This is a genomic window from Sphingomonas sp. CCH9-E2, assembly GCF_001557215.1.
Lineage (GTDB): Bacteria > Pseudomonadota > Alphaproteobacteria > Sphingomonadales > Sphingomonadaceae > Sphingomonas.
This window is the reverse complement of record NZ_LSJM01000242.1, coordinates 17,119-29,878: the sequence shown is the minus strand read 5'-3', so window position 1 is coordinate 29,878 and position 12,760 is coordinate 17,119. Positions and strand designations below refer to the sequence as shown.

11 protein-coding genes are annotated in these 12,760 nt (G+C 66.9%); 3 read left to right on the top strand and 8 right to left on the bottom strand.

Translation table 11 applies throughout. The features are described 5' to 3' along the window. From AX681_RS11525 to AX681_RS11505, 5 genes are all read right to left on the bottom strand, one after another. Window positions 1-307, bottom strand: a 307-nt coding sequence (locus tag AX681_RS11525; RefSeq protein WP_197424282.1) for a hypothetical protein, incomplete at its 3' end; no start/stop codon positions are given. Next, window positions 297-1,715 (bottom strand): sensor histidine kinase, encoded by a 1,419-nt coding sequence (locus AX681_RS11520; protein ID WP_066661130.1) that lies wholly within the window; start codon window positions 1,713-1,715, stop codon window positions 297-299. The genes AX681_RS11525 and AX681_RS11520, both read right to left, overlap by 11 nt. Before the next feature lie 5 nt (window positions 1,716-1,720). Further along, window positions 1,721-2,545 (bottom strand): response regulator transcription factor, encoded by an 825-nt coding sequence (locus AX681_RS11515; protein WP_066661128.1) that lies wholly within the window; start codon window positions 2,543-2,545, stop codon window positions 1,721-1,723. Further along, on the bottom strand, window positions 2,542-3,963 hold the full coding sequence (locus AX681_RS11510; RefSeq protein ID WP_066661120.1) for a S1C family serine protease: 1,422 nt from the start codon (window positions 3,961-3,963) through the stop codon (window positions 2,542-2,544). Before AX681_RS11510 ends, AX681_RS11515 begins: the two co-directional genes overlap by 4 nt. A gap of 85 nt (window positions 3,964-4,048) precedes the next feature. Further along, complete coding sequence (locus AX681_RS11505) at window positions 4,049-5,719, bottom strand: tetratricopeptide repeat protein (protein WP_197421957.1); 1,671 nt, start codon at window positions 5,717-5,719, stop codon at window positions 4,049-4,051. Between the two features lie 142 nt (window positions 5,720-5,861). Between AX681_RS11505 and hppD the strand changes: the two genes are divergently transcribed. From hppD to AX681_RS11490, 3 genes are all read left to right on the top strand, one after another. After that, window positions 5,862-6,899 carry a 4-hydroxyphenylpyruvate dioxygenase gene (gene hppD, locus AX681_RS11500; RefSeq protein WP_066661118.1) on the top strand — a complete coding sequence of 346 codons (1,038 nt, stop codon included), beginning with the start codon at window positions 5,862-5,864 and terminating at the stop codon, window positions 6,897-6,899. A gap of 135 nt (window positions 6,900-7,034) precedes the next feature. Further along, window positions 7,035-8,315: a homogentisate 1,2-dioxygenase gene (gene hmgA, locus AX681_RS11495; RefSeq protein ID WP_066661116.1), complete on the top strand. Its 1,281-nt coding sequence runs from the start codon at window positions 7,035-7,037 to the stop codon at window positions 8,313-8,315. Beyond that, window positions 8,312-8,668 carry a Rieske (2Fe-2S) protein gene (locus tag AX681_RS11490; protein WP_066661113.1) on the top strand — a complete coding sequence of 119 codons (357 nt, stop codon included), beginning with the start codon at window positions 8,312-8,314 and terminating at the stop codon, window positions 8,666-8,668. The genes hmgA and AX681_RS11490 overlap by 4 nt, the downstream gene beginning before the upstream one ends. Here the strand turns inward: AX681_RS11490 and otsA are convergent. From otsA to otsB, 3 genes are read right to left on the bottom strand one after another with little or no spacing between them, the layout of a single operon-like run. Next, window positions 8,665-10,077, bottom strand: a complete 1,413-nt coding sequence (otsA, locus tag AX681_RS11485) for an alpha,alpha-trehalose-phosphate synthase (UDP-forming) (protein ID WP_066661111.1) — start codon at window positions 10,075-10,077, stop codon at window positions 8,665-8,667. The genes AX681_RS11490 and otsA overlap by 4 nt on opposite strands. Then, complete coding sequence (locus AX681_RS11480) at window positions 10,074-11,870, bottom strand: glycoside hydrolase family 15 protein (protein WP_066661109.1); 1,797 nt, start codon at window positions 11,868-11,870, stop codon at window positions 10,074-10,076. Before AX681_RS11480 ends, otsA begins: the two co-directional genes overlap by 4 nt. After that, window positions 11,867-12,631, bottom strand: coding sequence for a trehalose-phosphatase (otsB, locus tag AX681_RS11475; RefSeq protein ID WP_231733766.1), 765 nt, complete (start codon window positions 12,629-12,631; stop codon window positions 11,867-11,869). The genes AX681_RS11480 and otsB overlap by 4 nt, the downstream gene beginning before the upstream one ends. Window positions 12,632-12,760 lie beyond the last annotated feature (129 nt).

The window sequence follows — 12,760 nt, the reverse complement described above, 5'->3', positions numbered from 1 at the left end:
GCGGCGCGCCCTGCGGGGCCTGCCCCTGCGGTCCCGCCTGGGCCGAGGTCGCCTGGCCGCGGAACGGGTCCTCGCCTTGCCGCTCGCGCGAGGCGCTGCGCTCACCCTCGGCCTGTTTCTGGCCCAGCACGATCACCTTGACCACGCTCGGTGCGACAGCCTTGAGATCGCGCGCATAGCTGTAGACGCCTCGCTCGCTGTCATAAGGCGCCGTCTGCGCCGCGGCGCTCAGCGCCAGCGGAGGCGCACCCAGCATCGCGATCGCAGCCACTCCGGCGAGCAGCCGCCCGTGAAAACTAGACCTCATCTTGTCCCCTTTCCCTGTCATTCTGGCTGTGGTCATCATGCACGGGCAGCGTGATTTCGATGCGAAACCCGCCCGCGCGGTTGAATGCCTGAACATTGCCGCCCGCGCGCAGTGCGACGGTGCGGACAAAGGCGAGCCCCAGCCCATGGCTGTCGGCCCCGCCGCTCGAATAACCCGGCTCGAAGATGCGCTCGACCTTGGCGGGGTCGATCCCCGGCCCGTCATTGTCGACCGAGACGGTCACCGTGTCGCCCGATCGCGTCACGGCAGCGCGGATCGTCGATTCGGGCGTCGCGAACTTGACCGCATTGCCCAGGATATTCTCGACCATGCGGTCGAACAGGTCGCCCGCTACCCGCACGCGCGCATCGACCGCCTCCAGCGCGAATTCCAGATCCTTGTCGTCGCCGAGATAGACGAACATGTCGTCGATCAGCTGGCGGATGCGCGCGCCGGGATCGACGCTGTCCGCCTCGTGCCGCCGCGACACTTCGGCGTCGATGATGCCGAGCAGCATGCGGCAGCGCTTGTCCATCGTCAGCAGCTTGGCGTCGGCATCGGCGATCAGCGGCTCGTCCGGCACCTTCACCGCCAGCGCCTCGAGATGCTTGCGCGCCACCATCACCGGCCCGCGCAGATCGTGCGCGACATGGCGATGCAGCCGCCGCAGCCCGCCGATCATATCCTCCGACCGCGCGAGCAATGCGTTAAGATGCTGGGCAAGCAGCCGGAATTCGGGTTGACCGTCATCGACCGGCGCACGCTCGGCAAAGCCGGTGCGATCGGCACGATCCAGCAGCGCATTGAACGCATCGAGCCGCGACTGCCAGCCGCGCATCAACGCCCAGGCGAGCACTCCAGCAAGCAGCAGAAACGCCAGCCCCACCCCCGCCGCGAGCAGATAGGCGCGCGTCATCAGGCGCGGATCGGGGCTGAAGATCCGCGCGCTCAGGAAAGCGCGGCCACCGCCCAGATCGACGATCGTCCCGACTGCCGTCGCCTCCGCCCGTTGGCACGCGGTTCCGGCTGGGACGCGCAACCGCACCTCACCCCGCCCCGCCGGCCAGTCGAGCTTGGGCGTGCCCGTCAGCGTCCCATCGGCACCGCGATACAGGAACAACGCCCGCGTGCGCTCGCCGCTGTCACAGCGCCCGCCATCGGTCGCCTCCATCGCGCGCGCCGCGACCATGGTCAGCACTTCGGCGTCGCGCTCTTCGGCGGGCAGGCCGCGCGCAAGGCTGTCGATCTTGCTCGACAGCACCGCCGCATCGGCCTGCGCGCGCACCATCGCCACCTCGCGCGCGTTCATCGACACCATCTGCAGCAGGCCGAGCGTCAGCCCGGCCAGCGCCACGGCAGCCAGCGCGCCGATGACCAACGTCGTGCGAAGCGGAAGCCAGCGCAGCATGCCGATCAGCGGCCGCCCTCCATGCCCGCCAGGTTGCGCAGCGCGAACCCCTGAGCCCAGATATTGGTCACCAGCGGATGGAAATCGTCCGGAATATCGGGGCATTGCCGCTTCAGCGACTTGCGCAGCCGCTTGATCGCCTGGTCGACCGTGTTGGCGAACTCCTCGGGGAAGTGGCTCCAGCCCTTGCCGATCCAACAGCGGTCCCACAGCATCGACTGGCTCAGCGGATTGCCGCGCTCCTTGTAGAGCTCGACCAGGATGTCCGCCTCGCGGCTGGTCAGCTGCAGCAGCCGCCCGTTGCAGCGCACATCCTTGGTATCGGCATCGACCTCCAGCGGCGCGCACGTCCAGCCCTTGCTGCGCATCGTCGGCTTGCGGCGGCGCAGCTGCGCGGCGACGCGTGCGACCAGTTCCTCGCTCGTCGCGGGCTTGGGCACATAATCGTCCGCCCCGCGCGCGATCAGGCCGTGGATGCGCTGATCCTCCCCGCCCAGCAGCGAATAGACCAGCGCCGGCACATCGGGATCGGTCTTGAGGCCATTGGGGCGACGGCGCACGCGATCGAGCACCTCCAGCCCCTCGATCCCGGGATTGATCCGGTCGAGCACCAGCACGTCATAGGCCTCGGTCTCGAGCGCCGCGAGCGCCGCGTCGCCCGTCTCGAACAGGTCGACGCGCTCGCACCCGGCCGCTTCCAGCGCCGCCTTCATCTCCGGCCCGATCTCGTCCTCCAGGATCAGCGCGCGGCATCCGGCAAAGGTGTCGGCGATATTCTGGGCCGCCTCGGCGTCCAGCTTCAACAGGTTCATCGTCATCATCTCCGTCATAGCGGCCCCCGCGGGAAACGGCGCGGCACGCCGGGACGCCGCGCCTTGGCGGCCTCGGCGCTCAGCGGGAGCGCGACATGCAGCGTCCCCTGCCCCGCGCGCTGGATGCGCAGCACGGCGACATCGCGCTTCGATCCCTTGATCGCCGCCATCGCCGCCGCCGCGTCGCGCGGCGCAACGCCGTCGACCGCCAGCAGCTCGTCGCCTTCATACAGTCCGTACATCTGGCCGATCGACGCGTCCTCGACCTTGCCGACCAGCACGCGCCCGCCATCGCCGCGCAGCGCGAAGCCGAGATTATAGGTGCCGCCCGCAGTGCCGCTCATGTCCATCGCCAGCGCCGCGACCTTGCCGCGTTCACCGGCGAGATCGTCATCCACCTCCAGCGCCACCGCGAGCGCGATCGGCTTGCCGTCGCGGACGATCTCGACCCTGACCTTGTCGCCCGGCTTGCTGTCGATCAGCGCCATCGACAGGTCGCGCACCACCTCCAGCTTGCGCCCCTCGACGCTGAGCAGCAGGTCGCCGATCTTGAGGCCGCCGCGCGCCGCCGCACCCTCGCCGACCGCATCGATGATCAGGCCGGTCTTGCCCGGCGCGCCCAGCGCCTCGGCCATGCCGGCGTCGGCGCTGCTCGCGGTGACGCCCAGCCGGCCGCGCACGACCTTGCCATCGGCGACCAGCTGGGCCGCGATCTTCGCCGCCAGTTCGGCGGGAATCGCAAGACCGATACCGATGTCGAAGATGGTTTCAGGCGGCGTTGCCGTATTGATCCCGATCACTTCCCCCTCCTCGGTGATCAGCGGCCCCCCACTGTTCCCCGGATTGAGCGCCGCATCATGCTGGATGAAGTTCACCGGCCATGCGACGTCATAGGCGCGGTCATAACCACTTATGATCCCGGAAGTAACCGAGAAACGGTGGCCCATCGGATTGCCGAGTGCAAAGACCTTTGCCCCCAGCGGCAAGCGCGATGACTTCGCCAATTTGAGTACCGGCAGCGGCCCGTCGGGCTCGATCTTGACCACCGCAAGATCGGTGCGCCCGTCGCGCCCGATCACCTTGCCCCGATACCGCCTGCCATTGGCAAAGGTAACTTCGACCGTATCGAGTTTTGCTACGACATGCGCATTGGTCAGAATCAGGCCGGATGCGTGAATGACGAAGCCCGATCCGCCAGCGGCTTCGGTATCGCCATTCTGCTTGCGCGCCGCCTCATCCTGCGGGCTGATCGCGACCACCGCCCGCATTGCGCGTTCGATCGCGGTTTCCGATTGCGTGGTCGCCGCCACCCTGGGCTGATCGGGCATCGCCGCGGCGCGCGCGGTGCTCGGCTGCGCGACACCCAGGCAGAGTGCGGCGCCGAGAAACCAGCCGAGTGTGCGGCGGGTCAGGTTCACGGATGTGTTGGGGTTCATGGAAGTTCCGGATACTGACTTCAGACGCCCCGTTTCTGTCAGTTCGTTCAGGTGAAAACGACGGTCAGGATCAGACGGATGCCCGTCAGCGGGCGGGCTGCGCGAGCATCCAGGCGGCGCGGACCTGATCGCGGAAGACGCGGGTCAGGCGACCCATCTCGGCTTGCGCTTGCGCGTCGAACCCCTGACCGCTTGCCATGCGCGCCAGTGTCTGGGTCCCCGCTTCAAGCAGCAATGTCCGCGCGAGTGGCAACGCGTCGTGCTCACCGATCAGAAAGTTGCCGTAGCTCCAGCCCAACAGGATGCGGTGAATATGATCGGGGCGAAACGCCGCACGTGAATCCGCATCGGCGCGCGCGAACCACAGGCGCGCTTTCGCTGCGTTCGCTTCGCGTCCGAGAAATGCCGCGAGGCTGCTCGCGGTCTGCGCGGCGATCTGCATCCCCTGTGGGCCGAGCGCCTTTGCCGCAGCATAATTTGCTTCCAACAGTGCGATCGCCTCCACGTGCCGGCCCGCACCGCCCAGCGCCGCGCCGAGATTGTTGCGCGCCATCACCGAGCGCACATGATTTGGACCAAAGGCACGCTCGGCATAGTCGAGGATCTGACGCTGCACGTCGATCGCCTGGCCCGTTTCGCCAAGGCGGACGAGCACGCTGGCAAGGTTGGTCATGATCGCGATCATCTCGTCGATATTGACGACGCCGGATGCCTTGATGACCTCGATCGAGCGGCCATACATCGCCGCGGCAGCCTCAATCTGTCCGGATTCCATCAGGACCAGGCCAAGATTATTATAGGCAAGCCCCGTGAAGTTGCTCGCCTCGCCGAAAAATCGCAGGCGTATCGCGAGCGCCTCGCGCGCCGCCGCTTCCGCCTCACGATATTCGCCCGTGCGGACGAGCAGCACGCTCAGGCCCGACAGGCTGTCGGCAAGGTCGGGGCTATCGCCCTCTGCCCGGCGCATCGCCACGCTCTCACGCCAGAGCGCGAGCGATTCAGTCACCCGGTTCTGCTGCTCCAGACAATGCGCCAACGCCTCGCGTGCGCGGATGCTCTGCGTGGCACGCGATCCCATCAGCGCGTCCAGTCGCGCGACTGCGATCCGCAGCGTTGCCTCCGCACCGGCGAGCTGTCCCAGCCGCGTCAGCGCGGTCCCCTCCATCATCCGAAACACCGCGCCTTCGACCGTGTCGCCAGCCAGTTCGACCGCACGGCGCGCGAGCGGCAGGGCTTCGGCATGGCGTCCCTGCATCACCAGATTATTGGCACGGCGGCCGAGGTAGTTGGCAAGCAGCGGATCGCCTGCAAAAAGCACCTCGGCTGCCGCCAGTGCGGCGATGAACTCTGGCTCCGCTTCGCCATGCCGACCGATCCGTTCAAGCGCGGCACCGAGCATGAACCGGGCATTCATGCTCATCCCGCTCGCTTCTTCAAACGTGGCTGCGATCGCAACTGCGCGTCTGGCCGTGGCCACCGCCTCCTGCACACGCCCGGTCTCGCCCATCACCAGCGACCACATTGAGATCAGCATCACGCACGGGCGCAGTTGCTCTGGCGCAGCGCCGTTGCCGCCGTTAGCGGCAATGCACGCCTTCACATCGGGTTCAAGGAGCGCGAGCGCTTTGCGCGCGTCACCGGCGTCCATCGCGGCGTCGAAATCCGGGCTGGTCTGGATCACGTCGACCTCGACCACCGCCGGAGCAGCATCCTGGGCGGTCAACACGGCAGCAGCGAGCGCAAGCGGGTAGAGCATCATTTCCCCCTCGCAACGAACCTCCTCCTCTCCATCAATCAATGCAAGGGACAACCTCCAACGCGGCGCGCGCAATTTAGTAACATTTGACACCAAATGGCCATCACGTGTACGTGCGGGCAAACTTTGCGGAGTCCTCGACATGACCGACCCCATGAACCCCCTCGGCCTCAACGGCTTCGAATTCGTCGAATTCACCTCGCCCGATCCCGACGCGATGGCGCGGCAGTTCGAGCAGCTCGGCTTCGTCCCCTCGCACCGCCACCCGACCAAGAACATCACCCGCTTCAAGCAGGGCCGCATCAACCTGATGCTCAACCGCGACGAGAGCGGCCGCGTCGCCGAGTTCCGCGCGGTGCACGGCCCCTCGGCCAGCGCGATGGCGTTCCGCGTCGCCGATCCGGTCGCGGCGATGGAGTGGGCGCTGAACAACGGCGCGGAGCGCACCGCCGAGGACGACACCTGCATCATCGGCATCGGCGGATCGTATCTCTATTTCATCCAGGATGGCACCGACCTCTATGCCGATTGGGAGGAAATCCCCGGCTGGCAGCAGGCGGAGGCGGAGAACAACGTCGGGCTCGACCTGCTCGACCACCTCACCCACAATGTCCGGCGCGGCCAGATGCGGGTGTGGTCGGAATTCTACAAGACGCTCTTCAACTTCGAGGAGCAGAAATATTTCGACATCAAGGGCCAGGCGACCGGCCTGTTCAGCCAGGCGATGATCGCGCCGGACAAGGCGATCCGCATCCCGCTGAACGAAAGCCAGGACGACAAGAGCCAGATCGAGGAGTTCATCCGCGAGTATAAGGGCGAGGGCATCCAGCACCTCGCGCTGACCACGGACGATATCTACGACACGGTCGAACGGCTGCGCGCGCGCGGCGTCAAGCTGCAGGACACGATCGAGACCTATTACGAGCTGGTCGACAAGCGCGTCCCCGGCCATGGCGAAGACCTGGAGCGGCTGCGCAAGAACCGCATCCTGATCGACGGCAATGTCGGCGACGAGGGCATTCTTCTGCAAATCTTTACCGAAAACATGTTCGGTCCGATCTTCTTCGAGATCATTCAGCGCAAGGGCAATGAAGGATTCGGCAACGGCAACTTCCAGGCACTTTTTGAGTCGATTGAACTCGATCAAATCCGTAGAGGGGTGATCAAGGTCGACGCATAACGGGGTTGGAGAGGAGAGCCGGGACAACCGGCCTCAACCTTCCGAAGGGGGAAGGAACGCAGGAGGATGAGGGAGGCGGCCACAGACCGCCCCCTCATCCGACTACACGCCAGAGCGCGCTTTAGGGTCTGATCCATGACCGACTATTTCCCGGGTTTCGGCAATCACGTCTCGACCGAGGCAGTCGCGGGCGCCCTCCCGATCGGGCGCAATTCGCCGCAGCGGCCTGCCTATGGCCTCTATGCCGAGCAGCTTTCCGGCACCGCCTTCACCGCGCCGCGCCACGAAAATCGCCGCAGCTGGCTCTACCGGATGCGCCCCAGCGCCGAGCATCCGCCGTTCGCGCCCTATGAAGCCGCCACGCGTTTCGTGCCGCAGCCGGACTCCGCCCCGCTCGCTCCGAACCGCCTGCGCTGGGGACCGATCGCCGATCCCGCGCCGGGCACCGACCTGATCGACGGCATGACGACCATGCTCGTCACCCGCGACCCCGCCGATCTCGAGGGCGTTGCGGTCCATCTCTACGCCGCCAACGCCAATATGGGCCACCGTGTCTTCTTCGACGCGGACGGAGAGCTGCTGTTCATCCCGCAGGCCGGACGCCTGACGCTGCTGACCGAGCTGGGGCGGATCGACATCGCGCCGGGCCAGATCGCGCTCATTCCGCGCGGCGTGCGCTTCCGGGCGGTGCTACCGGACGGCACCGCGCGCGGCTATGTCGCGGAAAATTACGGCGCGCTGTTCCGCCTGCCCGACCTTGGCCCGATCGGTGCCAACGGCCTCGCCAACCCGCGCGATTTCGAGACGCCGGCGGCATGGTATGAGGATCGCGACGAACCATTCGAGGTCGTCCAGAAGTCGCTCGGCCGACTCTGGACCACGACGATCGACCATAGCCCCCTCGACGTCGTCGCCTGGCACGGCAATCTCGCCCCGTGGCGCTATGACCTGTCGCGCTTCAACACGATAAACACGGCCAGCTTCGACCATCCCGACCCGTCGATCTTCACCGTCCTCACCTCGCCCAGCGACGTGCCGGGCCGCGCCAACGCCGATTTCGTGATCTTCCCGCCGCGCTGGATGGTCGCCGAAGACACGTTCCGCCCGCCCTGGTTCCACCGCAACGTGATGAGCGAGGCGATGGGCCTGATCCACGGCGCCTATGACGCGAAGGCCGACGGCTTCGTCCCCGGCGGCCTGTCGCTGCACAATCTGATGGCTGGCCACGGTCCCGATGTCGCAAGTTGGCAGGGCGCGAGCAACGCCGAGCTCAAGCCGCACAAGATCGACGGCACGATGGCGTTCATGGTCGAAACCTGCTGGCCCTACCGCCCGACCACGCATGCGATGGCGACGGCGCAGCCCGATTACGATGCGGCCTGGGCGGGCTTCCCCAAGGCGCAGCTGCCCGGGTGAGCGAACGCCTCACCGCCACCCCGCCCGGCGTCCGGCTGGGCCCGCTCGACCTGATCGCCGACGGCGCGGCGCGCAACTTCGTGCTCGAGATGAAGGCGGGTCGCTTCCACGGTTTCGCGGTGCGCAGTGGCGACGCGGTAAGCGGCTATGTCGACCGCTGCCCGCATATGGGCCTGCCACTCGCGCAGCAGCTCGACGCCTATCTCACCGCGAACGGCGCAATGATCCAGTGCAGTTGGCACGGCGCGCTGTTCCGCATCGAGGATGGCGTGTGCGTCGGCGGTCCGTGCGCGGGTGCCGCGCTCACCGCGTGGCCGCTCGAAGTCCGCGACGGCGCGATCTTTACGGCTTAGGCCGCAACGTCGTTATCCGCCGGTAGCGGAGCGGGCGCGTCCTTCCCCATCAGCGCGTCCGTGAATAGAGTCCGCCACCACGCTACGTCCTCCGCCTCGACATTGTCCATCATCGCCCGCCAGCGCCGTTTGCGCTCGTCGCGGCTCATGCGCAGCGCCTGCATGATCGCGTCGGACACTTCGTCCGCGCTGTAGGGGTTGACCAGCACCGCATCCGTGAGCTGCGCCGCTGCCCCGGCAAAGCGCGAGAGGATCAGCACGCCCGGATCCTCGGGATCCTGCGCCGCGACATATTCCTTCGCGACCAGGTTCATCCCGTCGCGCAGCGGGGTGACCAGCCCGATCCGCGCGGCGCGGTAGATGCCCGCCAGCACGTCGCGCGGATAGCCCTGGTTGACGTAGCGGATGGGGACCCAGTCGGTATCGGCATAGGCGCCGTTGATTCGCCCCGACAGCCCTTCGAGCGCGGTGCGGATCTTCTTGTAGCTCTCCACCGCCCCGCGTGACGGCGGCGCGATCTGCAGCAGGAACACTTCCTTGCGCTCTTCGGGATGCTCGGCGAGGAAGCGTTCGTAGCCGGCGAAGCGCTCCTCCAGCCCCTTCGAATAATCGAGCCGGTCCACCCCGACGATCATGTCGCGTCCGACCGCGCTGTCGCGCATGCGGCGATAGGCGAGCTTCGCTGCGGCAGTCGAAGCCCCCGCGACGAATTCCTTGCAGTCGATCCCGATCGGCGCGACGATCGTGCGCACCCGCCGCTCGCCCAGCACCAGCGCATCGTCCTCGACCGTCGCACCCAGCTCATAGGTCGCATAGTCGCGGAACGACTCGAGCCACTCCTGCGTGTGGAACCCGACCAGGTCATAGGCGAACATCGTCCGCACCAGCTCCTGCGCCTCGGGCATCGTCGCCAGCAGGCGGCGGGGCGGCCAGGGGATGTGCAGGAAGAAGCCGATGCGGTTTTTGACGCCCCGGTCGCGCAAACACTGTCCGAGCGGGAACATGTGATAGTCCTGCACCCATAAGATGTCCTCGCTCTCGACTAGCGGGCGCAGCGTATCGGCGAAGCGGTCGTTGACCCGCTGATAACCCCCGGCAAAGCCGCGCTCATATTCGGCAAGATCGATGCGGTAGTGGAAGAGCGGCCACAGCGTGCGGTTGGCGTAGCCGTTATAATATTCCTCGATATCCTGCTCTTCGAGGTCGACGGTCGCGGTCGTCACGCCCTGCGCGCGCTGGAAATTGATCTGACCGGTAAATTCCTCGACGGTCTCGCCCGACCAGCCGAACCAGATGCCGCCGAACTCGCGGATCGCCGCCTGCAGCGCGACGGCAAGGCCACCCTGCGCCCCGGCGTGGGAATCCTTGGGCGCGGAGACGCGGTTCGAGATAATGATCAGGCGGCTCATCTGATGGCGCTCCAGGGTTTGCTCAGCAGGACGGCGCAATTGATCATGCCGACCAGCGAGTAGGTCTGGGGATAGTTCCCCCACAATTCGCCGCTGACCGGATCGATATCCTCAGACAGCAGCCCGGCGGCGGTGCGGCGGTCGAGCATCTCGGCGAACAGCGCGCGCGCATCAGCGTCGCGGCCGGTGAAGTGCAGCGCCTCGATCAACCAAAAGGTGCAGACGTTGAACGCGGTTTCGGGCAGGCCGAAATCATCCTCGGTCGCGTAGCGCAGCATGTGGCTGCCGCGTCGCAACCCCTCCTCGACCGCCGCGAGCGTACCGCGGAACCGGTCGTCGTCCGGCGACATGAAACGCAGGTCGAGCAGCTGGATCAGGCTGGCGTCGAGATCGTCGCCGCTGAAGGTCGCCGACATGCGGTTGGTGTCGGGCCGCCACGCGGCTTCCTCGATCGCGCGGCGCATCCGGTCCGCCCGCTCCTGCCAAAGTGCGCGATCGCCCTCGAGCCCGAGCCGCTCGGCGGCATTGGCGAGCCGGTCGCACGCCGCCCAGCACATCGCGGCGGAATAGGTATGGACGCTCTGCCGCGTGCGCAGCTCCCACAGCCCGGCATCGGGCTTGTCGAACAGTTCGACCGCGCGCTCGCCAACCCGCGCCAGCGCCTCGAAATCCTCGCGCCCGGCCATGCGGAACAGCCGCTGGTCGAAAAACGCCTGCACGTTGGACAGCACAATCTGGCCATAGGCGTCGTGCTGCACCTGTTCATAGGCCAAGTTGCCGACCCGCACCGGGCCCATGCCGCGATAGCCGGCCAGGCGCGGCGCCTCGCTCTCGATCAGCACGCTTTCGCCCTGCACGCCGTAGAGGGGCTGGATATGCCCGCCCTTGGCCTGATCGACGATGTTGCGCAGATAGGCGAGATAGCCCTCCAGCACGTCGAGCGCGCCGACGCGATTGAGCGCCTGAACGGTGTAATAGGCGTCGCGGATCCAGCAGTAGCGATAGTCCCAGTTGCGCCCGCTATCCGCATGTTCGGGGATCGAGGTGGTGAGCGCGGCGACGATCGCGCCGGTCTCCTCGTGCTGGCACAGCTTCAGCGTGATCGCGCTGCGGATCACGACATCCTGCCACTCGAATGGCGTCGCGAGGCCGCGTGCCCAATTCTGCCAGTGATAGGTGGTGTAGCCGAGCATCTCCTCAAGCGTCGTCCCGAGGTTGCCGGCGAAGCTCTCGTCCGGGCCGAGGAAGAAGTGCAGCGGGCGTTCGACGCGGAAACAGCGCTCATCCATCAGCAACCCGACCGGCGCATTGGTCGACAGGCGCAGCTGCATCCCGTCGAGCAGATAGCGGATATGGTTCGACCCTGCTGTGGTCAGCACCGCCGGATCGCCCCAGTTGCGCGTCGGGCGCAGGCGCACACAGATGCGCGGCGACCCCGCTACCGGCCGCACGATCCGCGCAAAGGCGACCGGGCGGTACATCCGCCCCAGCCGCTCGAAGCGCGGGCAGAAATCGGTGATCTCGATCGCGCTGCCGTTGCTGTCGGTCATGCGTGTGATCAGGATCGGGGTGTTGGTCAGGTAATGCTGCTCGACGCTGGCACAGTCCTCCAGATCGATCGCCCACAGCCCGACCGCATCGTCGGAGCGCGGGTCGCGCCCGTCGAGCAACGACGAGAAGAGCGGATCGCCATCCACCTTGGGCGCGCACGCCCAGACGAAGCGCCCGGCACGGTCGATCAGCGCGCTGACCTGGCAATTGCCGATCGGCCACAGGTCGAGATTGGGCTTCATGCTGCGTCCTCCGCCAGGGTTTCGAGCCAGCGCAGCGCTGAGGTCACATCCGGCAGGCGATAGACAGCCTCGGTTTCCCGCACCGGTCCGACCAGCACGCCGGCGCCCCCGAGCCGCGCGACCGTGGCAAAGCCGGGCTCGTCGGTCAGGTCATCGCCCAGAAATACCGGGCGCGATCCGGCAAAGGGCATTGCGCCCATCAGCGCGGCGATCGCGCGGCCCTTGTCGCCCGGCGCGCGCAGCTCGAACACCATCTTGCCGCGTTGGAGCGTCAGGCCGGTCGCCCCGGCCAGCTCCTCGGCCAGCGCGCGCGCCTCGGCTTCGGCAGTGGGTACGCCGCGATAATGGAGGCCGGCGCCGAGCGGTTTGATCTCGACCACCAGACCGGGGATCGCTTCGGCGAGCGCGTGAAAGCGCGCCGCAACAGTATCGAGCGCGGCGGGGCGCTCGGGCATTTCGGCCTGCGCGACACCGCGCAATTCCGCGCCGTGGCTGCCAACGATCGGGCAATCCAGGCCACCGAACAGCGCATCGATTTCCGCCGCGCCGCGCCCGCTAACAATAGCGACACGCCCATCGAAACGGGTCGACAAGTGCGAGATCAGCTGGCGCAGAGGCGCATCGACCGCGACCGCATCGGGGCGCGGGGCAATCTCGACCAGCGTTCCGTCAAAGTCGAGAAACAGGCTGGCACCATCGGCCAGATGGGCGGGAGGCGGTGCCAGCAGCGCCGCCGTGTTCGGTTCCATAAGCTCGGGCATCGACAGGGCAATGCATCCGGAACGCAATCGTTCCGACATTTCTGCTGCAATGCGGGAGAAAGACGCCGCTCAACACGCCAGCCCATCGTCGTCCCGGCCTTGAGCCGGGACAGGGCTTCTTTTCTGGCG

Bases quoted from the DNA above. Each gene is read 5' to 3' on its own strand.
- AX681_RS11520 (WP_066661130.1), bottom strand. From the start codon at position 1,715: ATGCTGCGCTGGCTTCCGCTTCGCACGACGTTGGTCATCGGCGCGCTG.
- otsB (WP_231733766.1), bottom strand. From the start codon at position 12,631: ATGCCCGAGCTTATGGAACCGAACACGGCGGCGCTGCTGGCACCGCCT.
- AX681_RS11505 (WP_197421957.1), bottom strand. From the start codon at position 5,719: ATGCTCTACCCGCTTGCGCTCGCTGCTGCCGTGTTGACCGCCCAGGAT.
- AX681_RS11480 (WP_066661109.1), bottom strand. From the start codon at position 11,870: ATGAAGCCCAATCTCGACCTGTGGCCGATCGGCAATTGCCAGGTCAGC.
- hppD (WP_066661118.1), top strand. From the start codon at position 5,862: ATGACCGACCCCATGAACCCCCTCGGCCTCAACGGCTTCGAATTCGTC.
- hmgA (WP_066661116.1), top strand. From the start codon at position 7,035: ATGACCGACTATTTCCCGGGTTTCGGCAATCACGTCTCGACCGAGGCA.
- otsA (WP_066661111.1), bottom strand. From the start codon at position 10,077: ATGAGCCGCCTGATCATTATCTCGAACCGCGTCTCCGCGCCCAAGGAT.
- AX681_RS11510 (WP_066661120.1), bottom strand. From the start codon at position 3,963: ATGAACCCCAACACATCCGTGAACCTGACCCGCCGCACACTCGGCTGG.
- AX681_RS11515 (WP_066661128.1), bottom strand. From the start codon at position 2,545: ATGACGGAGATGATGACGATGAACCTGTTGAAGCTGGACGCCGAGGCG.